The following is a 21,516-nucleotide window of genomic DNA, read 5'->3' as shown; positions in this document are numbered from 1 at the left end:
TTCGATCCGAAAACCATCCCAAGGACTGTCATGCCCATTGTGCCGCTGAACCAGATGCTGACCCATGCTTCCGACAACGGCTATGCCGTCGGGGCCTTCGTCAGCATGAACCTCGAAGTCATCCAGGCGGCCATTGCCGCCGCCGAGGCGGAAGATTCGCCCGTCATCATCCGTATCCACCCGGACAGCCGGGAAATCACGCGGTTCGATACGCTGACCACGATCGCCAAGCACCTGGCCGGCATGGCCCGTGTGCCGGTGGGCTTGAGCCTCGACCACGGCGAGACTGTCGGCGACACGATGGACGCTATCCGCGCTGGGTGTACCAGCGTGATGTTGGACGCCGCCGAGGAGCCGCTGGACGACAACATCGCCGCTGTGCGCGAGGTGGTGAACTTCGCCGCGCCGCTCGGTGTCATGGTCGAGGCTGCTATCGGCCACATGGAACACGGCGCGGTGCAGGGAGAGGACGACCTGGCCGACGTCGAACAGGCGGTGCGGCTGGTCAAGGAAAGCGGCGCGACGATCCTTTCGCCGGCGATCGGGAACGTGCACGGGTCGGCCCACGGCGAGGAAAAGGCGACGCCGTCGCTGGCCATCGACCGCATCCGCGCCCTGAGCGAGGCGACGGGCGTGCCGATCTGCCTGCACGGGGGCTCGGGCACCCCGCCCGCGATGATGAACGATGCGGTGACGGCCGGCGTGGCGATGGTCATCCTCTTCTCTGACATGATTACCGCCTTCAACAGGGGCATGAAATCCGTCTACGATGCGAACTCGGACGGCATCGCGATCATCGACGCGCTCGTTCCTGCGCAGAAGGCCGCACAGGCCGTGATCGCCGAAAAAATGTCGGATCTCGGATCCAAGGGGCGGGCAGGCGCTTTCCTCGAATGGCAGAAGGCGCAGGGCTGACCCAATGGCCACGCAGCAGGCGATCCTCGTCGGCATCGACATCGGTACGACGAACGTCAAGGCCGTGGCGATTGACACTGCAGGACGGGTGCTGGGTGTCCATCGCAGGCCGATGGTCATCCGCAGCCCCGCGCCCGGCGCGACGGAGTTCGATCTTGATGCCCTGTCGGCAGCCCTGCTGGACCTTCTGAAGGATACGGTCGCCGGGCTAGAAGCCGCAGGGCACGGCCCGGACCGGATCGCGGCGATCTCGGTCGCCGCGATCGGCGAGAGTTTCGTCGGCCTCGATGAAGACGACCGGCCGGTCCTGCCCTGTCCTACGTGGTACGACCGCCGGACCGCTCCATTCCGGTCCGGGACGGGCCTGTCCGCCGAGGTCTGGTTCGACACGACCGGCATGGTCGACGATGACATCTACACGATATGGCGGATGATTTGGTGGCAGCGCGAGGACCCCGACGCCTTTGCCCGTACGCGCCGCTGGTTTTCGGTGTCGGACTACGCGCTGTTCCGGTTGGGTGGCGCACACGTGGCGAACCCCAGTCTTGCCGCGCGCACCGGGCTGACGGACCGCCACAGGCTGGACTGGTCCGACGATCACCTGCGGATCGCCGGGGTCTCGCGCGACGCGATGCCCCGGATTCTACCCCAGGCGAGTGTTGCGGGGCAGATGTCGGACGAGGTCGCGGCGGCCACCGGGCTGCCGCGCGCCACGGCGCTGGTGAATGCGGGCCATGACCATCCTTGCGCTGGGTTCGGGTCGGGGATGACCACGCCGGGCCGTTTCGTTAACTCGGCCGGCACGGCGGAATCCCTGATCACCCTGGTCGACGCGCCGCTGGACCATGCCGGCACCGGCGGGGGAGAATACGACTGTTATCCCCACGCGGTGCCCGGCCAGTTCCTGCTGTCGGGACACATCCCGACCTCGGGCGCGGCGATTGACTGGATGGCGGCACGTCTTGGCGGGGCAGGGGACGACGCGGCGGCCGCGGCGCCACCCGGGGCGCGGGGCGTGCGTGTCGCGCCGTACCTGCAAGGTTCCGGTTCGCCGTGGAACCGGCGGGACCTGCGCATGCGGATCGACGGCATCGACGTCGGCACTGGCGGCGGCGACCTGATCCGCGCGACCTACGAGGGCCTGTCGGCCTGGCTGTCGATCTCGGTTCAGCGTTTCGTCGACCAGACCGGGCACGACCCGACCGAGCTGCTGCTAACGGGGGGCGGATCGCGCCACGTGACCTACGGCCGCATCAAGGCGGCGCTTCTGGACCGCACGCTCGTCGTCGCGGACGTGCCCGAGGCTGCGGGGGTCGGCGCGGCGCTGGTCGGCGGTCTTGCCATCGGCCTGTGGGACACGGCCTATCAGGTCGTGCCGCAGGGCGCGGCGGACGTGCACCGGATCGACCCCGACCCCGTGTTGCGCGCGGCCTATGCCGACCTGAGGCACGAGCTGCAGGATTTCGTGACACCCTGACATAGCGGCCGCGGGCATCCGTCCGCGCCGGGGAGAGGCGGCCCGAAGGCCGCAGAGGAGGAGATACCATGCCGTCAGACGCCGGCCAAACAGCGCCACCCTCGTCAGGGGCGCCCAGCACAATGGACAGGATGCGCAGCAGCTTAGCGGCCATGGGAATGCTGCCGGTGCTGATCGCGCTGTGCGTCGCCTTCGCCGCCGCGAACGGCCGTTTCGCAAGCTTGCAGAACGCGGTCGTCATCCTGCAACAGGCCTCGATCAACCTCGTGCTGGCCTGCGGTATGACCTTCGTGATCCTGACAGGCGGTATCGACCTGTCGGTGGGCGCGATCCTTGCCGCCGCGGCGATGGCGGGACTGATCGTGTCGCTCGACCCGGGCTTCGGGATGCTTGCGATCCCTGCCGCGCTGCTCGTCGGAACCGGGTTCGGCATCGTCAACGGCGTGTTGATCGCGGGCGTCCGGCTGCCGCCTTTCATCGTGACGCTGGGCGGGCTGACCGCCATTCGTGGCGTTGCCCGCCTGATGGGCGGCGACCGCAGCGTCTACAACTCGGATCTGTCCTACGCGGTGATCGGAAACGGCACGATCTTCGGCATCCCATGGCTTGTCGTTATCGCGTTAACGGTGGTGGTCGTGTCCTGGTTCATTCTGAGGCGGACGGTTTTCGGGCGGTATGTCTACGCGATCGGCGGCAACGCCGAGGCCGCCCGGCTGTCGGGAATCAAGGTCGGAATCATGCTTGTCGTGGTCTATGCGTTGTCGGGTTTTTTCGCGGGGCTTGGCGGCGTGATGGCCTCGGCCCGGCTTTACGCCGCCAACGGCCAGCAACTGGGCCTGATGTACGAACTGGACGCCGTTGCGGCGGTGATCCTGGGCGGGGCGTCGCTGTTCGGCGGCGCCGGGTCAGTCTGGGGCACGCTGATCGGTGCTTTGATTATCGCCGTGCTGACGAACGGGCTGATCCTCGTCGGCGTCTCGGACGTCTGGCAGTACATCACCAAGGGGCTGATCATCATCGGCGCCGTCACGCTCGACCGCGTCCGCAACCGTCGCTGAACCGGGAGGAGACACCATGACCACCACCCCCCTTGTCGAGATGCGCGACATCTCGTTGTCCTTCGGCGGTGTCCACGCGGTCCGCGACGTCTCGGTCGATCTGCACCCCGGCGAGGTCGTGGGTGTGCTTGGCCACAACGGCGCGGGAAAGTCCTGCCTGATGAAGATCCTGTCGGGGGCCTACAGGCGCGACGAGGGCGACATCCTTGTCGACGGAAAGGTGGCCCGGATCACCAACCCGCGCGAGGCGCGCGCCCACAACATCGAGACGATCTACCAGACTCTGGCGCTGGCAGATAACCTCAACGCGGCCGCGAACCTGTTTCTGGGGCGCGAGCTGCGCACTCCGTTCGGCACCCTGCGGAGTGCGGAGATGGAGGAAGAGACCCGGCAAATCATGAACCGGCTCAACCCCAACTTCCGCAAGTTCGGGTCGCCGGTGGCGCACCTATCCGGCGGCCAGCGCCAGTCCGTTGCCATTGCCAGGGCAGTCTATTTCAACGCCCGGGTGCTTATCATGGACGAGCCGACGGCGGCCCTCGGCGTCGAGGAAACCCGCATGGTCGGCGAGCTGATCGAGGAGCTGAAGTCGCGCGGTATTGGCATCTTCCTGATCGACCACGACGTTCATCAGGTCATGCGCCTGTGCGACCGGGCGAGCGTGATGAAGAACGGCAGTCTCGTCGGCACTGTCCGCACGGACGACGTGACCGAGGATGACCTGCTGGAAATGATCATCCTTGGGAAGACTCCAAAGGGCAGGGCGGTCGCGTAGCCAGCGAGGGGCGGTATCGCTAAATCAAGAGACGACGAACCTGCTCATGCCTGGCGCCCCTGCACAAGGCATGAGCACACCCGAAGACCTGTGTCGGAATGAGCATTCCGAGGTTCCTGCGTAGCTGAGCATTGGCCGACCACACTCTCTATACCCGCCCCGTCGAGACTCAAAAAGCGAACTTGGGTACCTCGACGCGTGCAATCTGAGACTCCGCAGCCCGGCGCCCTTAGCTCGCTCATGGCGTCGGTGAGGGCCGCGCTGAAAACGCTCGGGGCATCATTTCTATGGCAGCGCCGTCAAGCCGCGCGTAAGTACGCCCCGGTTCTCTCGGGCTAGGGCTATGACGCTCACCTCCCACCAGTTCCTGGGCCCGTTATGCCGTGGATATTCTTCTGCAGAGCCACGGCCGGGCGTTCGCCGTCTCGTGGTGAAGGAAAATGCCCATTGTGTCGCTTATGGGCGCTCATGGTTGAAGTACTTCGGTCGGGCATGAACATGTCCGGCGGTCGCGCCAGCTTGCTCCCTTCGGAATCCAGGCCGCCTTCTGGTCTTGGCGTCCGCAGTTTAGGCGGCCTTTGGCTCTTTCTGCCCTAACGTAACGTAGGGGTTTGAAAGCCATCATGTTTCACTTGCGCGCGATAGCGAGAAGTATAGGTAGGGCAGGGTCTTGCTAGGATTGCGGGAGCAACGGGAACTCACTGCGTCCGGCTCATCAAAAGCCCGACCGAACTGCGCTAACACCCTGTTCATGCCTATTGGAATGCTCGTTGCGATATCGTAGTCACTCTCATATCCGGCCTCCGATCCGCTTGTGCGTGTGCTGTTCATGCCTTGTGGCTCTGCATAAGGCATGAACAGCCACTGGTCCGGTAATTCGCCGTTCAGGAAAGCCCTGCGACGACGTTCCTTGATATCCACGCATATGGCCGCCGTACCGAAGAAGTACGTTGGCTACGTGCGGGTCTCCACGAGAAGGCAGGCAACCGAAGGGATCAGCATGGAGCTTCAAAAGGAACAGCTTCGCAGATGGACAGATGATGGCAAAGCCGAGCTACTGGATATCATCGAGGACAGCTCTCCTGCGGGCGCCACCCTGTCGCTTCGGCCGAAGTTGCAAGATGCACTGGATCGCGCGCAGGCCGAGGGAGCCCGGATCCTGGTTTCGAAAGTTGACCGGCTGGCCCGGAACGTCGAAGTCGCGGACGAGATCTCCAGCAGGAGCATCCGCGTCTTCAGTGTTGCAGAGGGAAACTGCTGGAAGCGCAGGCTCCGGGAGTTGGTCGATGCGGCCCAGAAAGCGAATGAAGAGAGTAGCCAGCGCCAGAAGGAAGCAAACGCGAGACGCCGCGCCAAAGGCGAGACGCTCGGCAACAAGAACATGGCAGCCGTTTCACCGCTTGGCTCCGCATCGAACCGGCGGCGCGCCGAGGAAAAGTATCGCGAGCTTGCGGATGCGATCGCGGCCAACCCCGAGTTGGAGGACCTGAAGTGGCGCGAGCGTTCCGAACGCTTGAATGATCTCGGCATCATGAACCAGATTTCCCGGCGCAAGCGCGCGGCCTGGACGAAGGGCTCTCTGCGCAAGCCATGGGAAGTGGCGCAGGCGCTGCTGGAAGCGGATCGTGCGTCCCGGGAGGCTGTTGGAAAGCCATCGCCGACGTCTGCGCCCCATCCGACGCCGCGCGTTTCACTGACAGAAGCACGGCCTCTGACTGCTGAAGAAGTGGCCGATCTGGACCACATCATGCGAGTTCGGTCGCTTAAAAAAATCGACGTCAGAGATGAGCTGAAACTCGGGACACACGACATGTCTATCTGGATGTCGGCCAGGCAAGGCTGGAAGATAAAGCCGGAAGTGCTGCAGAAGCTGATCCCGTGGATCGACACGCACAAGAAGGCGATCTCCCGACCCTGATTGTGGACGTCTGAGAGTTCCCGGTGTTTACCAGAAAGGTGCGGAGCGCTGACGTGGTGCATGCGGACGCGCCAGTATGTTATGCCGCTTCCTGACGCGCACCTGATAATGTGTTGGCAGGATTTTTTTGTCGTGAGCGCCTGTGGGAAGACGGGAACACCCTCGACTGGTGCGCATGGGATCTGATGAAAGGCCGACAGACACGGATGAACGTGAGTGTGCTCATGCCCTCATGCCATCCGGAAAATTACACCTGCTCGACGAACATGCCCCAGAGGCAGGATATGTCGCCGGGAAGCTGGTGGGCCCATAAGGCATCCCCATCGCTTGCTAACGGTTTTCCTAGGACTTCGCATCGGGCGCCCCATCCACCGGTCCCGGGACGCGTCGCCATTCCTCACACCACATTCGGAGCTCTGTCGTGTGAACCCGGCGCACGTGACGAGCTCACGACCCGCCGCTACTTTGAAACGACACCGGTAGCAGGCATCTGTGCTGAACCAGACACGACCCTACATGTCGACGCAGACAGGGTCGCCTAACCGACCCCGGAAAGCGCGTCCCGAAAGTATCGCCAACACGCCGTGGAAACGAACAAACAAGAGATCGACGAAGCCCGCTTGGACGTGCGCGCCTACATGGAGCACGGTCACGCGTCGTCCTGATCCATCTCTCGCTCTGCGGCCAGATGGTGGCAGTAGCGGTGCCACATCTTCTTCACGGATTCCTTGGTCCAGGCGACAGGCGGTCCATTCATGCGCGTCTTGTTGAACACACCGAGCGCATTCAAGTGCTCGGCTCTTGCCGCCTGAGTCATCGCAACGACTTCCGGGTGCGTGTCGAAGTACCGGAACATCGACCTGTCGCGGTCCTGTGCGCGCAGGGAATGTGCGATGGCCCCACGCGCCTTGGTCTCGCGACTTCCCAGCACCTGCGTGACCTTCCCGGCTCCCGGTTTCTTGGCACGCCGCAGCTTTCCACTCGCCTGCTTGCTATACAGTTCACGCCGGGCTTTCCGGAGCAGTCTGTCGACTTCGCGGTAGGGAATGCGCCCCTTGCCGACGACATGGACGTGGACGCCCTCAGACTTCAGCAGGCCGAGGACATCGAGACCGCGTGCGAGGCGGTCCACCTGGGTCACGAGGATATCCGCACCCTCAAGCTTTGCGAGACGAATGGCTGCCAGCAGGTCCTGTCGCAACTCCGGCTTCCCGCCGCCGGATGCGACATTGGTATGGATGGCCAGAAGAGCACCATCAACGTCACGGACGTAGCCACGGATGGCGTCTGCCTGCCCCTCGAGACTGAGGCCGCCCCCCGCTTGCGAGGGGGTCGAGACGCGCGTGTAGCCAACAAAGACGTCGCGCAACTGCTCCGTCGGCGCACCGCCACTCCCCCCGATCTGCGTCGAAAAGCGTGCATCGGGTTTTCCTCCCCAGACATACATATCCTTATTATCTTTCATGCGCTTAACCTCTTCTCGGGGGCGGGCCAGAGCTCGTACCACCCGGCCGCTTTCTCAGTTATAGCGGTCTGGTCGTCGCGATGCGTGTGGGACGTGCAGGATCTAGCCTCAGGGCCGCCCGCTCGGCGGTGACATCTTGCAGGTGGCTCGCTGACGCCTTGCCCGCTCACGAGGGGTTCTATCGGTCGTGCAGAATGGCCCCTGCGTCGCCATGGTTGGCGCTCCAGATCCGCGGCTTTCGGTCCGTCCATCGACGACCGGACGTCGGCCACCCCCATTTTCGGCCACTGAGCGCCTTTTGCGCCTTGCCGCACCCAATCCCCTCCGCGAGCGCCAGGAGTCACCTGAAGGCCGCCACAGAGCCTCTGAGGGGCATCCAGCATGCGTTCATAGCCGGACCGGCGGTCAAGCTGACGACACCGGGAGAAAGGAGGAAGGATTGGCCGTCATAACAACGATTTAAGTGCACGACACGAACACATGAGGACCGTCTCGCAAGCGCTCAAGCTCATACGCGGATGTGGGTTGCAGATACTATGCTGAGCCCCGGCGGCGACGCCATCCAGCGCGTGCGATGACGCACACATCGCAACGTGCACCCCGCGCGATGGTTCATGTGGTCTCCTTCAGCGTTTCTATGGCAGCGCTTCATGTCGCTGTATCTGTAGAATCTCACATGACGACGCGGGGTGCGGGCGGCTTAGAGCGGCGACATGCAGGGAGATGTCGGTGACGCCGGGGTGCCCCTCGGTCGGTCCCTGTCCCGGCCCGCACCGCACCGAACCTGTCCATGGAAACGCGTGGAGGCCCGTGGGTTGGCCGGAACCTCTCCTGAGCCTGTCCTGTGCCTGTCCGTGTCCGCACGGGGCTGGAGCTGCACCCGCGTCCACAATCGACCCGGACCGGCTGGCCTAAAAGTGCTGTCCATTCCTCACCCCGGAGGAGGATGGCGCTTAAGGACCCGGAACCTGCCTTCCCTAAGCGCCGTTCACCGTAAGTATAATATACTCTTAGAAGGTATATATACTCTTACGATGGAAGGCGCTTAGCTCGCCTTCTGGTTGTCTCTCCGGGTCCATACTCTCCGGGTGCCAAAAAGACGCCGGGAATCCTGTCTCCAGGTCCCGGCGTTGAAGTGAGAAGCCTCTGGCACGCTTGGCTCCCGACACACATAGAAAGACGCGCCTCAGCGCTGCAACGTCTCGTGCCCACGTCGCTTCATTTTTGAGAATATCACTGGTGCTTCCGGGGAGCGAGCGGCGAGTGGCGGGAAATCGTTCCGTGGGTGGGCATGGGCCGGGGTTGGGGCTCCATGTGTGTCCGTGGGGTGGCGCCGGACTTTCCTGCCGACTTCTCCCGGCCCCTCTCTACGCACCTAGCACCCACCCGTCTCTGGCGTGCGTCTCTCCTAGCGCGTCCCGTCTATGAGCGATCTGTCTCCGGGTACGTCTCTCTCGTCTACGCGTACCCTCTACGGGTGCGTCTCTATCGGTCTATGCTCTGGGGCTCGCTGTGACGCGTCTCTGGTGCGTCCTCTGGGTGTGTGCGCTACCTGTGTTCGTCTGAGTGCTAGGTGCGCTCTACGGGCTTCTTATGCGCTCTGTTGGTCTGCATGGCCTGATTGGTCTGGCCTGGCCGGTATTAGCCTTTGTTTGTTGGTTGATATGCTTGTGCTGGGGGCGGGCCAGTGCTCATACCACCCGAGCGTGTTTTGGGCCTGCGTCTGCTGCTCGACCTGAGTGTCTGGGCTGCGTGTGTTGGTGCGTGCTGGGGCTGGGCCGGGTGCGCGTGTGAGTGCGTCCGTGTGTGCTTGCGCTCTGGGTGTCTGCTAACGAGTTTGGTCGCACTGGTGCGCGTGTGTTTGCGCTGGTCATGTCAACGTGTCGGTGACGATCTTCGGACATATGTCGGCCTGTTTTTCGTCCGCTGGTCGATGTGTCAACTTTCGCCGTTGGAAGCCCTTGTTTTGTTGACATATGGGCGCTGACGTAAACATGGATGTTTACGTTTTCGGGTGGCTATGTTGACACCTAAGTTGACAGTTACCCGGTCTAAGTTGACACCCATGTTGACAGATGTTGACGGATTGCGGGGTCTGTCAACATGGGTGTGGGTGCGGGATCGGCGGCCTAGAGGACGATGGCGAGCTGGTCCCGGTCGCGCTCTTGGTCGCACATGTCCCGGTAGATGTTGGGCGCGGTCTCTTCGACGAGAGTGGTCCTGTCCCATGCCGGCGCGCGGTAGTGGTCGTCGTATCTGCGGACCACGACAAGGGTGTCGCTGGGGTAGGTCTCCAGGTGCTCGATCAGTTCGGCGGTGGTCATGGTGCTCTCCTGTGCTCAAGGTCCGGGGTCGTCGGTGAGGCCGGGCTTCCACATGGGGTCGCGCCAATCGGGGAACTTCTTCGTGTCGCGGCCCAGAAGGATCTCTTCGCCGCCCATCCGGACGGAGATGACGGTGCTTTTCCACTCACCGTCAACCAGCTTGTAGGTGCGTTTGCCTTCGAGGGCGGCAATGACGACCTGTTTGCGGTCTTCGGTGTAGACGACATCCTCGGACCGGGTCATGCCGGCATCGAGGGTCTGGTAGGTCGTGATGACAAGCCGCGCGACAATGCAACGGGTGTTCGGGCGGTTCGGCTTCACTTTCAACGTCGCGAGAAATGACTGTTGGCGCGCCCGAAGACGCGCCAGCTTTGGGTTTCAGATCCGCACAGGGCCCATGTCAGCGCGATCCTACTTGCCGAAGATCCCGCGCAGCGCGGCGCGCGCGCGGTTCGTCATGCGCGGGTCCCTGTTGTCGGAGGCGTCTCGCAGTTCCTCGAGCCATCCGACCTCGTTCTCGCTGACGATGGTGCCGAAGATCGCCTCGATCGCCGCACGGTCGGTTTCCGCGTTCTTCTGTTCGAGCGCCAGCCGGAACAGGTACCGCGCGTCGCAGTCGAGGGCCTTGGCCAGCGCCGGCACGCGGTCGAGCGGCAGGCGCGACCTGCCGGCCTTGACCATCGACATCATGTTCGCGTGCACGAAGCCCGCTTCGACAGCGATCTGTGCCTGAGTCTTCACCGGCCGCATCCTCAGGATCTCGGTCTCGAGGAACTTCGCCAGCCGGCTGTCGGCGTAAGGGGCGGGAGGTTTCATGTGATCATCGCCTTTCGTGTCTGATCGTTACACGTCAGTTGTAGCGATGGCATTCACGGTAAGACGTTGGGATCCCGCCCGAAACTTGATTTCCCAAGGGCAGGGAAACCCCGGCCGGAAGGCCGGCCGGAGCTGGAAGCTTACGCAACGTAGAGCGACTTGGCGTTGACGAATTCCTTCATGCCGAAGCCGCCGTGCTCGCGGCCATAACCGCTGTCCTTTACGCCGCCGAACGGCATGTTCGGGATCGCGACGTTGAACTTGTTGATGCACACCATGCCGGTGTCGAAGTGCGCCGAGGCCAGTTCACGGGCGCGCTTCACATCCTTCGAGAAGATGCCGCCGCCCAGACCGTAGCGACTGTCATTGGCGATCCGCATCGCGTCATCGTCGTCCTTCGCCTTGATGACCGAGGCGACGGGGCCGAACAGCTCGTCGTCATAGGCCGGCTGGCCCGGCGCCACGTCGACCAGCACCGTCGCGGGGTAGTACGCGCCCTTCCGGTCCGGCACCGCGCCGCCACACAGGGCACGGGCGCCCTTGGCGATGCTGTCCTCGACCTGCTTGGCCAGGTCGTCGCGCAGGTCCTCGCGCGACATCGGGCCGAGGCCGGTGCCGTCGGCGGTCGGGTCACCCATCTCGAAGCTTTTCATCTTCTCGGTGAAGCGTTCGACGAAGGCGTCGTAATTCGCCTCGGTCACCACGAACCGCTTGGCGTTCACGCAGGTCTGGCCGTTGTTGTAGATCCGGCCGGTGGCGCAGGCCTCGACCGCGATGTCCAGATCCGCATCGTCCAACACGATGTAGGCGTCGTTCGATCCCAGCTCCATCACCGTCTTCTTCAGGTGCTTGGCGGCTTCTTCGGCTACCTTGCGACCGGCGCCGTCGCTGCCCGTCAGGGTGACGCCGCGCACCAGTTTGTGGGCGATGATGTCGTTCGACTGGTCGTGGTCGATCACCAGTACGGTGAACAGGTTCTTGGGCAGGCCCGCCTTTGCCATCAGGTCACGCAGGAACAGTCCGCTGCCGGTACAGTTGGCCGCGTGCTTCAGCAGCACGCCGTTGCCGGCCATCAGGTTGGCGATGGCATAACGGACCGCTTGGTAGGCGGGGAAGTTCCACGGCTGGATGCCGTAGATCACGCCCACCGGCGAATAGGTGACGACGCCGGTGCCGTCAGGGATGTCGCGTTCCTCGTCGGCCAGCTCTTTCGGGCCGGTGGCGGCTGTGAAGTCGCAGATCGCCGCGCACAGGTCGACCTCGTCACGGCTGTCGCCGATCAGCTTGCCGACCTCGCGGGTCATCAGCTGGGCGAACTCTTCTTTGTTGTCGCGCAAGGTATTGCCGATCGCCTTGATGACCTTGGAACGGTCGTCCAGCGATTTGAGCCGCCACGCTTCGAAGGCGGCGTGGCAGGCCTCGACCGCCTGATTCGCCTCGGCGTCGGACATTAGCGTGTAGGTGGCGATCTGTTCGCCCGTCGCGGGATTCACGGTCTTGATGTCGGTACCCATGGGGAGTTCTCCATTCATTGTATGGTTGCGAGCTCAACACCCGGGGGGCGCCCCGGTTTCATCGGCGACCGATCACGATCGGGCAACCGCGTCAGTAGGTGCCTGGCGGTCAGCCCGCGCACACGGTCGGCCGAGATCTCGCGCTTGCGCAACATCGATCGCAGACCATCAAAAAAGGAGACTTCAGTATCCAAACCTACCGGATCAGGGCGCTCTCCCTCAAATCCGGTAATCAGTCTTATGTTGCTTTCAAACGTTTCGCGCGCGAAACATTTGCGGCCGGGCGGGATCAGCCGCCCTCGACGAAGCGCATCAGTTTCGGCAGGCAGACCGTCTTCAGATCGTAGGTGTCGACCGCGTGCTGTCTCGCGGCGGCGCGGACGGGATTCTGCGCCTCGGGGTCGGACAGCACCTCGATCAGCTTGTCGGACCAGCCCTCGACGTCGAAGAAATCCATCAGATGCCCGGTCACCCCGTCCTCGATCGCTTCTTCCACCGGCGCGGTGCGCGAGCCCACCACGCAAGCGCCCACGGCCATCGCCTCGATCATCGACCAGCCGAGCACGAAGGGATAGCTGAGATAGGCGTGCGCCCGGCCGACCTGCAGGATCTTCAGGAAGTCGTCATAGACCACCCGCCCGGTGAAATGCAGCCGCGACAGGTCCAGCCGGTCCTTCACCTCGTCGAGGAAGATCTGCTTCCACGTCTGCCCGCCCGAGGGCGCGGGGCCATAGCCGGGTTCGTCGCCGCCCACCAGCACCACCTGCAGGTCGGGCCGCGCCTCCATCACCTTGGGCAGCGCCCGCATCAGCGTGTGATAGCCGCGATAGGGTTCGAGGTTGCGGTTCACGAAGGTCAGTACCTCGTCCCCGGCGGTCAGCAGCGGGCCGCCGGGCACCTTCCAGCTGGCGGCGGGATCGGGGGCGATGCGGGCGGTGTCGACCCCGTCGTGGCCGACGGTGATCTTGCGCTGCAAGTCCTCGGGGAAGGTTGAGGCCTGCCAGCGTGTCGGGCACAGCAGCGCGTCGGCGTCCATCGCGGCCATCATCAGGTGGGCGCGGCGGGCCATCGTGGCGATCCGGCCGTTCAGGTCGGGCGTCGAGAACTCGGGGTCGAAGCCGGTGTCGCGCCCCTCGGTCCCGTACAGGAATTCGGCATAGCCAAGGTGGCGGGCGTCGGGCCAGACCTCGCGCAGGAACAGGGTTTCGCCCCAGCTGATTGTGCCGAACACCACGTCGGGCGAGGTCCCCCGCCCCCGCAGTACTTCGGCGGCGCGGGCCACGGTGGCGCCGAGATCCGCGTATTGCGCGAAACTTCCGGCCAGCCCCTTGCCCGGCTGCATCTCGTGCCGATAGCGCGCGGCGGGCAGCTGGTCGGGGTTCTTGTTGCCCTCCCATGTCAGCACGCCGACCTTGTGGCCGGCCTTGATCAGGGCTGGGGCGAGATAGCGGAACTGGCCGGGGAAATTGCGGTGAACGAGAAGGATGCGCATGGGGCCTGCGGGATCGGGACGGGTCAGCGGGTCCTTGATGGCATGGCGCGGCGCGGGGCGGAAGGCGCAGAGCTGTTCGGGCGGCTATTTGGTGAAGGGATGCAAGCGGGGGATTCAGGCGGGGACGGTGGTGCGGGGCCTGACGGGGGTCAGAAGTCCTGAAACCCCTCTTCGTCAAGGATCGGGGCGGCGGTGGTCTCCTACGCCATCGCGGCGTTCTGCTGGGTCACCTGATCCAGCTGGTTGGCAGCGGCGTTGATCTCGGCCAGCGAGGCGGCCTGAGTCTGGGAACTGGCCGGGATGTTGGTGACCAGCCCGGTCACCACGCCGACGTCGGCGACGATCTTCTCCAGCGCGCCGCCGACCTGCCCGACGCGGGACACCCCCGCCTCGATATGGGCGGAACTGGCGCTATTCAGGTCGTCGATCTCTTTCGCGGCCTCGGCCGAGCGGACCGCCAGCGCGCGCCGGCAGAGGCATAGGGGAAGGGTGCAAAGGATTTCTTAATGCGGTCGGGCGCTGCCCGGTGGCGCCTTGCGCCTTTGTTCCGGGCCGGGGGCCGCCCCCCTAGCTGGTGCTGGCCTCGTCGCCGTCCTTGTGGTGGTCGGGGCCGTAGCCTTCGACCCAGCGGGCGACCAGCGCACGGGCGGCGTCGTCGTCGGCGGCGGCCACCGCCGAACGCAGGCCGCGCAGGGCCGAGGCGACCTCGATCTCGGACAGCCGGGCCTCGCGCGCGGCGAAGATCTTTTCGTGCGCGGTGGTCAGGAAGCCTTCGCCGATGATCAGCTCTTCGTGCAGCTTCTCGCCGGGGCGCAGGCCGGTGACCCGGATCTCGATGTCGCCGTCGGGGTGGCGGGTGTCGCGCACGGTGTATCCCGACGCTTCGATCATCTGGCGGGCCAGCTTGGCGATCAGCACCGGCTCGCCCATGTCCAGCACGAAGACCTCGCCGCCGCGGGCGAAGCCGCCCGCCTGCAGCACAAGGCCAACGGCCTCTTGCACAGTCATGAAATAGCGCGTCACCCGCGGGTCGGTCAGCGTCACCGGTCCGCCCCGGGCGATCTGTTCCTGGAACAGCGGGATCACCGAGCCCGACGAGCCCAGCACGTTGCCGAAGCGGACCATCGCGAAGACGGTGCCCTGCGCCCGCGCGGCGAGATCCTGCACCACCAGTTCCGCCAGCCGCTTCGACGCGCCCATCACGTTGGTGGGCCGCACCGCCTTGTCCGACGAGATCAGCACGAAGCGCTCGACCCCGGCCTCCTGCGCCTCGCGCGCAAGGGTGGCGGTGCCCAGCACGTTGTTGGCAAGGCCCGCCAGCGGGTTCGCCTCGACCATCGGGACATGCTTGTAGGCGGCGGCGTGCAGCACCACGTCGACCGCCTGTTCGCCCAGCGTCTTGCGCACCAGCCGGGCGTCGGTGACCGAGCCCAGCACGGGAACGATCTCGGGGACGATCTCGGTCTCCGAGCTTTCGGCGAGAAGCTGAAGCTCCATCTCGATCTGGTACAGCGCCAGTTCCGACAGTTCGTACAGCACCAGCCGCTTCGGCCCGCAGGCCAGCACCTGCCGGCAGAGTTCCGACCCGATCGAGCCGCCCGCGCCCGACACCAGCACGGTACGGCCGGCGTAATGGGTTTCCGACGCCTGCATCTGGTCGTCGAGCTTCTCGCGGCCCAGGAAATGGCCCGGCATGATCGGCGACAGCTTGTCGATCAGTTCCTCTTCGCCGATCAGCTGCGCGAAGGACGGCAGCGCCTGCACCTCGACGCCCAGTTTCTCCATCTCGCGCAGGATCTGGGTCTGTTTCGGCAGGCTGAGGGACGGCATCGCCAGCAGCACCCGGTCGATGCGGCGCTTGCGCACGATCTCGGGGATGCGGGCGGGCTTGTAGACCGGCAGGCCGAGGATCGTCATCCCCTGCAGCCCCGCGTTGTCGTCGGTGAAGGCCACGGGTTCGATCGTCTCGTGCGTGCGCAGGGCCGAGGCAAGCTGTACGCCGGTGGTGCCGGCGCCGTAGATCAGCACCCGGCGGCGCGGCCGGTCGCCGCGGTAGATCGCCCAGAGGATCTGCAGCAGGATCATCCGGCTGGCGGCGGACAGCAGGAAGAACACCAGCCCGAAGACGATGTAGACGCCCGAGGCATAGCCCAGCCCCGCGGCAGAGCCGAGCCCGCCGGCGGCCATCGCCATCGCCATCGCGAAAACGGCGGTGCGGCCGATGCCGGACAGGTCGTAGGCTTTCAGCTGGATCTTCGGGATGCCCATCAACAGCGACAGCACCGTGCCCAGCACCATCAGAAGCCCCAGCATCGGCGCGGCGCGGGCCAGTTCGCCCGACGCGGTGGCGCCCTGCTGCTGCAGCCCGAGCGTCAGGAACAGCGCCGCGGGGACCAGGACCAGGTCGACCCCGAGCATGATCACCTGTTTCTGCCGTCTCGGCATGTTCTTAACGAGATTCAGGATCTTCATGCGGCGGAGGTGCTCATGGTCTGCTCGCGGTTCGGGGCCGCGATGTTTCTTTTTTGCAAGACGTCCGTGGGGTACTTCGCGCGCGCCGTCTGGCCGGGGGGCGGCCGGGGCCGTCGCGCAGCGGGGTCCGAGGACGCCTGTAACGGTACAAGTGACTGTAACAGGACAATTTCTGCATCTGCAAGATAACCGCCCGGAAGGGGCGCGCAAACGGTTTTTGAACCGCATTCAGGCATCGGCGGAAAGCAACCGACGCGGTTTTAGGCAGTTCGTGCATGCCCGGCGTGCGTGTTGCGCCGCGGTCCGGGGCCGAAGGGGGCGGATGCGCGCGCCGGTGCCGGCCTCCACACTGGCCTCCACACTGGCCCCCGCACTGGCCCCCGAAGTTCCCCCGAGGTTCTCCCGGGATCTTCCCGAAAATCGTTCCCAAACTTTCGTCGCCCGCCATCTTGTTGCCGTATCTGGCTGCATAAGGTCACGCCGTTTCCGGGGGTGCGTCCCGCGGTGGCGGCAGGACCCGCGATTTCCGCGCGGCCCGGCGCCCCGACGCGCCCCTTCCGCGATCATATCGCACAGGGCTGAACGATGGGTTAACTTCCGGTAAACCTCCGGCAAGGCCCCGGTCAGGACCCGGCGAGACGACGCGCTGGCGCAATGGCAAGGGAGCCCGCCCCATGAGTTCCTCCCCCGCCCCTTCGGGCAGCTACCTGACCGAGACTTCCGACGCGCTTGCCGGCGTCGGCACCGCCTATGGGCTTCTGCCGGGCGCGTGGTTCCGGGGCTTTCTGAACAGCCCGACCGACAGCGACTGGATCGCCATCGAGGTCGAGGCGGGGCAGACCTATACCATCGGCCTGACCGGTATCGGCGCGCTGGACGACGGGGTGGACGACACCTATCTGCGGCTGCGCGACGCCTCGGGCGCGCTGGTGGACGAGAACGACGACGCGGGCTATCCGGGCTTTCTGTTCTCGAACCTGACCTTCACCGCGACCTATACCGGCATCTATTACGTCGACGCGCAGTCCTGGGAGACCTCGCAGGGGGGCGCCTACGGCGTGTCCTTCGTCGAGGGCGGCCGCGCCAGCTATGACGCCTACATGGCGGCGGGCGTGCTGATGCGCTCGGACACTTCGTGGAGCGGCGCCAGCGGCACCGGGGCCACGATCACCTGGGCGCTGCGCGCCAGCGGCCCGGCGGCCGACGCCAGCGGCAACAGCGTCACCTTCGAGACGCTGTCGGCCGCGCAGGCCGCCGCCGTGGCCGACGTGCTGGCCTCTTTTTCGGCGGTGGCCGACGTGACCTTCGTGCAGGTGAACGCTGGCGGCACCTCGGACGACGCGACCATGCTGTTCGGGGCCTATACCTCGAGCAGCGACGGCGCGGGCGCTTTCGCGTATTACCCGGGTTCGACCGCCTCGGCGGCGGCCGCGGGCGACGTCTGGCTGAACAACACCTCGATCAGCCAGACCGCGCTGCCCACCGGCACCTTCAGCCATTTCGCCATCCTGCACGAGGTGGGCCACGCGATGGGCCTGTCGCATCCGGGCGACTACAACGCGGGGCCCGGCGTCTCGATCACCTATGCCCAGCACGCGCGCTTCACCGAGGACAGCCAGCAGTACACGGTGATGAGCTATTTCGACGAGGCGAACACCACCGAAAGCTTCTCGAGCTATGCCGACGGGCTGCTGCTGTTCGACATCCTCGCGCTGCAGCAGCTGTACGGCGTCAATTCCGACCACGAGTCGGGCGACAGCATCTATGGCTTCAACTGCACCGTCGGCGGCATCTACGACTTCACCGTCAACGACGACCCGGTGCTGTGCATCTGGGACGGCGGCGGCACCGACACGCTGGACCTGTCGGGCTTCTCGATGGATCAGGCGGTCAGCCTGGTGGCGGGCGTGTTCTCGGACGTGGGCGGGCTGGTCGGCAACCTGTCGATCGCCTTCGGCGCGCTGATCGAGAACGCGGTGGGCGGCACCGGCAGCGACGCGATCGGCGGCAACGACGCCGCCAACGAGATCCTGGGCAAGTTCGGCGAGGACACGATCGACGGCGGCGCGGGCGACGACCGGATCTATGGCCAGCGGGGCCATGACACGATCGACGGCGGCCATGGCAACGACGGTCTGTACGGCGGCTATGGCGACGACACGCTGCTGGGCGGCGACGGCAAGGACGTGCTGTATGGCGGCATCGGGGACGACCTGATGCAGGGCGATCAGGGCACCGACCATATCGTCGGCGACGTGGGCGACGACACCGCCACGGGCGGCGGCGGCGCCGACACGATCTATGGCAACGCCGGCAAGGACGACCTGTCGGGCGGCACCGGCGGCGACTGGATCCACGGCGGCGCCGGGACCGACGTGATCGCGGGCGACGCGGGCAATGACACGCTGACCGGCGGCAGCGGCGCGGACGCGGTCACGGGCGGCGACGGCTATGACCTGATCGCGGGCGGCTCGGGCGGCGACACCCTGACCGGCGGCGCGCAGGCCGACACCCTGACGGGGGGCAGCGGCGCGGATGTCTTCGTGTTCGAGACCGTATCGGATTCGGCCATCGGCGCGGGCGAGGACCTGATCACCGATTTCGAGACCGGGCTGGATCATGTCGACCTGTCGGCGCTGGCGGCGGGGCTGACGCTGTCCATCGGCGGCGGGCTGACCGGCACCGGCCCCAGCGCCCGCACCGCCGAGGCGGGCGGCGATACCATGGTCTTCGTCGATGCCGACGGCGACGGCAGTTCCGACCTGCGCGTCACGCTGCAGGACGCCACGGGCGTCACGGCGGGCGATTTCATCCTGTGATGGAAACGCCCTGACCGGGGCTCCGCGTTCGGAGAGACCGGCGCAAAGGCCGTTCACAGATTCGTTAAGATTCGGTTAAAAACTCGCGCCGAAATGCGTTTCGGGGCTCCATTTCCGTTTGGGAACGTTGTATCCGAGCGCCATGAAGCTTACCCCGACCCTGACGGCGGTCCCGGTGATCGCCCTTGTTGCGGCCGCCGCCTTCGCGGGGACGAAGACGGGCGTCGCCGCGGGAACGGAGGCCGCGGCGGGGCAGGACGCCAATACGGCGCGCGACGGCAACATCGCGATCCGCGAGGAATTCGACAGCGCCGAAAAGGCCGGCACGGCAGAGGCCTGGACCCTGTTCCTGGCGCGCCACCCGGATCACCCTCTGGCCGCGCCCGCACGGGACCGGCTGGCGGCGCTGCAGGGCAAGACGGCTCCGCCGCAGGACTAGACCCGGACCGGTTCCAGATCGGTTCCGGGACGACCAGCCGGGCGGCAAGACCCGGCGGGCCCGCGGGGCCGACGCAGAACAGACCGGGGCCGGCGCAGGCCCCGCAGGCATCTTCAGGCAGGACGACGGACGCGATGAGCGGCATCTACAGCAGCACCACCTATACCCCGGCAAGCGGCGACCCCCTGATCGACGGTCTCATCGAGGACACCCAGTGGAGCGGCGCGATCACCTACAGCGCCCCCTCGGACGTGTGGGAATACTATGACACCGCGTCCTACGGCGCCGGCGAGCACACCGGGTTCTTCGCGGTCAGCGGAACGATGGCGACGGCGGTGGCGGCGATCCTCGACACCGCGTGGGGCAGCGCCGCCGCCGACGGCTTCTCGGTCGAGGGGTTCACCAACCTGTCGATCTCTGCGGCCTCCGGCGTCGGCGCGTCGGTCCGCGTCGCGCAGACCACCGACGACCCCTATGGCTACAGCACCGCCTGGAGCTACTTTCCCGGCGGCGGCGCGGCCTCGGGGGACGTGTGGTTCACCTCGGCCGGCGGCTATGACTATACCAACCCGGTCATCGGCAATTACGCCTGGCTGACCCTGGTGCACGAGCTGGGGCATGCGCTGGGGCTGGAGCACGGCCACGAGGCGACCGACTATGGCGCGCTGCCCACCGAGTGGGACGCGATGGAATTCTCGGTGATGACCTACAAGTCCTATGTCGGGGACCCGCTGGTGGGCGGCTACTCGAACGAGACATGGGGCTATGCGCAGACCTACATGATGCTCGACATCGCGGCGCTGCAGTACAAGTACGGGGCGAATTTCAGCACCAACAGCGGCGACACGGTCTATGCGTGGACGCCGGGATCGGGCGACACGCTGATCGACGGCGCGGTGGCGCTGAGCCCCGGCGCCAACCGGATCTTCGCCACGATCTGGGACGGCGGCGGCACCGACACCTACGATCTCAGCGCCTATTCCACCGGGGTGCAGGTCGATCTCGCCCCCGGCGGCGCGTCGCTGTTCAGCGCGGTGCAGCAGGCCAACCTCGGCGACGGCAACTATGCCGCGGGCAACATCTACAACGCGCTGCAGTACCAGGGCGACGCGCGCTCGCTGATCGAGAACGTGATCGGCGGCACCGGCAACGACACGATCGACGGCAATGACGCCGGCAACGAGATCCTTGGCCGGTTCGGCAACGACACCATCAACGGGATCGGCGGCGCCGACACGATCCATGGCCAGCGCGGCAACGACAAGATCGACGGCGGCGCCGGCAACGACGGGCTGTACGGCAGCTATGGCGACGACACCCTGCGCGGCGACGACGACAAGGACGCGCTGTACGGCGGCATCGGGGACGACCTGCTGAAGGGCGGACAGGGCACCGATCTTCTGGTCGGCGACGTGGGCGACGACAAGGCCGAGGGCGGCAGCGGCGCCGACACGATCTATGGCAACGCGGGCAGGGACGACCTGTGGGGCGGCAAGGGCGGCGACTGGATCCACGGCGGCGGCGGCGACGACACGATCACCGGAGAGTCGGGCGGCGACACGCTGCTGGGCGGCAGCGGCGACGACGAGATCTCGGGCGGCGACGGCTATGACGCGGTCCTTGGCGGCTCGGGCGACGACACCCTGTCGGGCGGGGCGCAGAACGACACCCTGACCGGCGGCGCCGGGGCCGACACCCTGACGGGGGGCAGCGGCGCGGATATCTTCGTGTTCGAGACTGTATCGGATTCGGCCATCGGGGCGGACGAGGACGTGATCACCGATTTCGAGACCGGGACGGATCATGTCGACCTGTCGGCGCTGGCGGCGGGGCTGACGCTGTCCATCGGCGGCGCGCTGACCGGCAGCGGCCCCAGCGCCCGCACCGCCGAGACCGGCGGCGGCACGATGGTTTTCGTCGATGCCAACGGCGACGGCAGTTCCGACCTGCGCGTCACGCTGCAGGGCACGACCGGGGTGACGGAGCAGGACTTCCTGCTGTAACCAGTGGCGGGTGAATCCAGCGGCACAGG

Annotated in this window: 16 protein-coding genes; 8 read left to right on the top strand and 8 right to left on the bottom strand. The window is 65.8% G+C overall.

Annotated elements, in window-relative coordinates; all coding sequences use genetic code 11:
* Positions 1–30 precede the first annotated feature (30 nt).
* The 5 genes from ACP156_RS24685 (at position 31) to ACP156_RS24665 (ending at position 6,143) form a co-directional block, all read left to right on the top strand.
* Positions 31–915 (top strand): class II fructose-bisphosphate aldolase, encoded by an 885-nt coding sequence (locus ACP156_RS24685; protein ID WP_425054015.1) that lies wholly within the window; start codon positions 31–33, stop codon positions 913–915.
* A gap of 4 nt (positions 916–919) precedes the next feature.
* On the top strand, positions 920–2,392 hold the full coding sequence (locus tag ACP156_RS24680; RefSeq protein ID WP_425054014.1) for an FGGY-family carbohydrate kinase: 1,473 nt from the start codon (positions 920–922) through the stop codon (positions 2,390–2,392).
* Between the two features lie 131 nt (positions 2,393–2,523).
* On the top strand, positions 2,524–3,450 hold the full coding sequence (locus ACP156_RS24675) for an ABC transporter permease subunit (protein ID WP_425054013.1): 927 nt from the start codon (positions 2,524–2,526) through the stop codon (positions 3,448–3,450).
* Between the two features lie 16 nt (positions 3,451–3,466).
* Positions 3,467–4,225 carry an ATP-binding cassette domain-containing protein gene (locus ACP156_RS24670; protein ID WP_425054012.1) on the top strand — a complete coding sequence of 253 codons (759 nt, stop codon included), beginning with the start codon at positions 3,467–3,469 and terminating at the stop codon, positions 4,223–4,225.
* Between the two features lie 925 nt (positions 4,226–5,150).
* Positions 5,151–6,143: a recombinase family protein gene (locus ACP156_RS24665; RefSeq protein ID WP_425054011.1), complete on the top strand. Its 993-nt coding sequence runs from the start codon at positions 5,151–5,153 to the stop codon at positions 6,141–6,143.
* Between the two features lie 649 nt (positions 6,144–6,792).
* Here the strand turns inward: ACP156_RS24665 and ACP156_RS24660 are convergent.
* From ACP156_RS24660 to ACP156_RS24625, 8 genes are all read right to left on the bottom strand, one after another.
* The gene (locus tag ACP156_RS24660) at positions 6,793–7,608 is read right to left on the bottom strand and encodes a recombinase family protein (RefSeq protein WP_425054010.1); all 816 of its coding nucleotides are present in this window, start codon (positions 7,606–7,608) and stop codon (positions 6,793–6,795) included.
* Between the two features lie 2,129 nt (positions 7,609–9,737).
* Positions 9,738–9,932: a hypothetical protein gene (locus ACP156_RS24655; protein WP_425054009.1), complete on the bottom strand. Its 195-nt coding sequence runs from the start codon at positions 9,930–9,932 to the stop codon at positions 9,738–9,740.
* Positions 9,933–9,947: 15 nt separating this feature from the next.
* Complete coding sequence (locus ACP156_RS24650) at positions 9,948–10,259, bottom strand: hypothetical protein (RefSeq protein WP_425054008.1); 312 nt, start codon at positions 10,257–10,259, stop codon at positions 9,948–9,950.
* 84 nt (positions 10,260–10,343) lie between these two features.
* Positions 10,344–10,748: an XRE family transcriptional regulator gene (locus ACP156_RS24645; protein ID WP_425054007.1), complete on the bottom strand. Its 405-nt coding sequence runs from the start codon at positions 10,746–10,748 to the stop codon at positions 10,344–10,346.
* 140 nt (positions 10,749–10,888) lie between these two features.
* Complete coding sequence (locus ACP156_RS24640) at positions 10,889–12,262, bottom strand: NAD-dependent succinate-semialdehyde dehydrogenase (RefSeq protein ID WP_425054006.1); 1,374 nt, start codon at positions 12,260–12,262, stop codon at positions 10,889–10,891.
* A gap of 289 nt (positions 12,263–12,551) precedes the next feature.
* The gene (locus tag ACP156_RS24635; RefSeq protein ID WP_425054005.1) at positions 12,552–13,754 is read right to left on the bottom strand and encodes a glycosyltransferase; all 1,203 of its coding nucleotides are present in this window, start codon (positions 13,752–13,754) and stop codon (positions 12,552–12,554) included.
* Positions 13,755–13,954: 200 nt separating this feature from the next.
* Positions 13,955–14,215: a methyl-accepting chemotaxis protein gene (locus ACP156_RS24630; protein WP_425054033.1), complete on the bottom strand. Its 261-nt coding sequence runs from the start codon at positions 14,213–14,215 to the stop codon at positions 13,955–13,957.
* A 106-nt stretch (positions 14,216–14,321) separates the two neighbouring features.
* Positions 14,322–16,172, bottom strand: a complete 1,851-nt coding sequence (locus ACP156_RS24625; protein ID WP_425054004.1) for a polysaccharide biosynthesis protein — start codon at positions 16,170–16,172, stop codon at positions 14,322–14,324.
* Positions 16,173–16,900: 728 nt separating this feature from the next.
* Here ACP156_RS24625 and ACP156_RS24620 point away from each other — a divergent pair.
* The 3 genes from ACP156_RS24620 (at position 16,901) to ACP156_RS24610 (ending at position 21,487) form a co-directional block, all read left to right on the top strand.
* Positions 16,901–19,045 (top strand): M10 family metallopeptidase C-terminal domain-containing protein, encoded by a 2,145-nt coding sequence (locus ACP156_RS24620; RefSeq protein ID WP_425054003.1) that lies wholly within the window; start codon positions 16,901–16,903, stop codon positions 19,043–19,045.
* A 142-nt stretch (positions 19,046–19,187) separates the two neighbouring features.
* Entirely contained in the window at positions 19,188–19,484 is a 297-nt protein-coding gene (locus tag ACP156_RS24615) for a hypothetical protein (RefSeq protein ID WP_425054002.1), read from the top strand.
* 134 nt (positions 19,485–19,618) lie between these two features.
* Positions 19,619–21,487, top strand: a complete 1,869-nt coding sequence (locus ACP156_RS24610) for a M10 family metallopeptidase C-terminal domain-containing protein (protein ID WP_425054001.1) — start codon at positions 19,619–19,621, stop codon at positions 21,485–21,487.
* Positions 21,488–21,516 lie beyond the last annotated feature (29 nt).

The sequence above is a fragment of the Psychromarinibacter sp. S121 genome (assembly GCF_049801035.1).
GTDB lineage: Bacteria > Pseudomonadota > Alphaproteobacteria > Rhodobacterales > Rhodobacteraceae > Psychromarinibacter.
The sequence above is the reverse complement of the archived record's forward strand: the minus strand, read 5'-3'. Positions and strand labels throughout refer to the sequence as shown.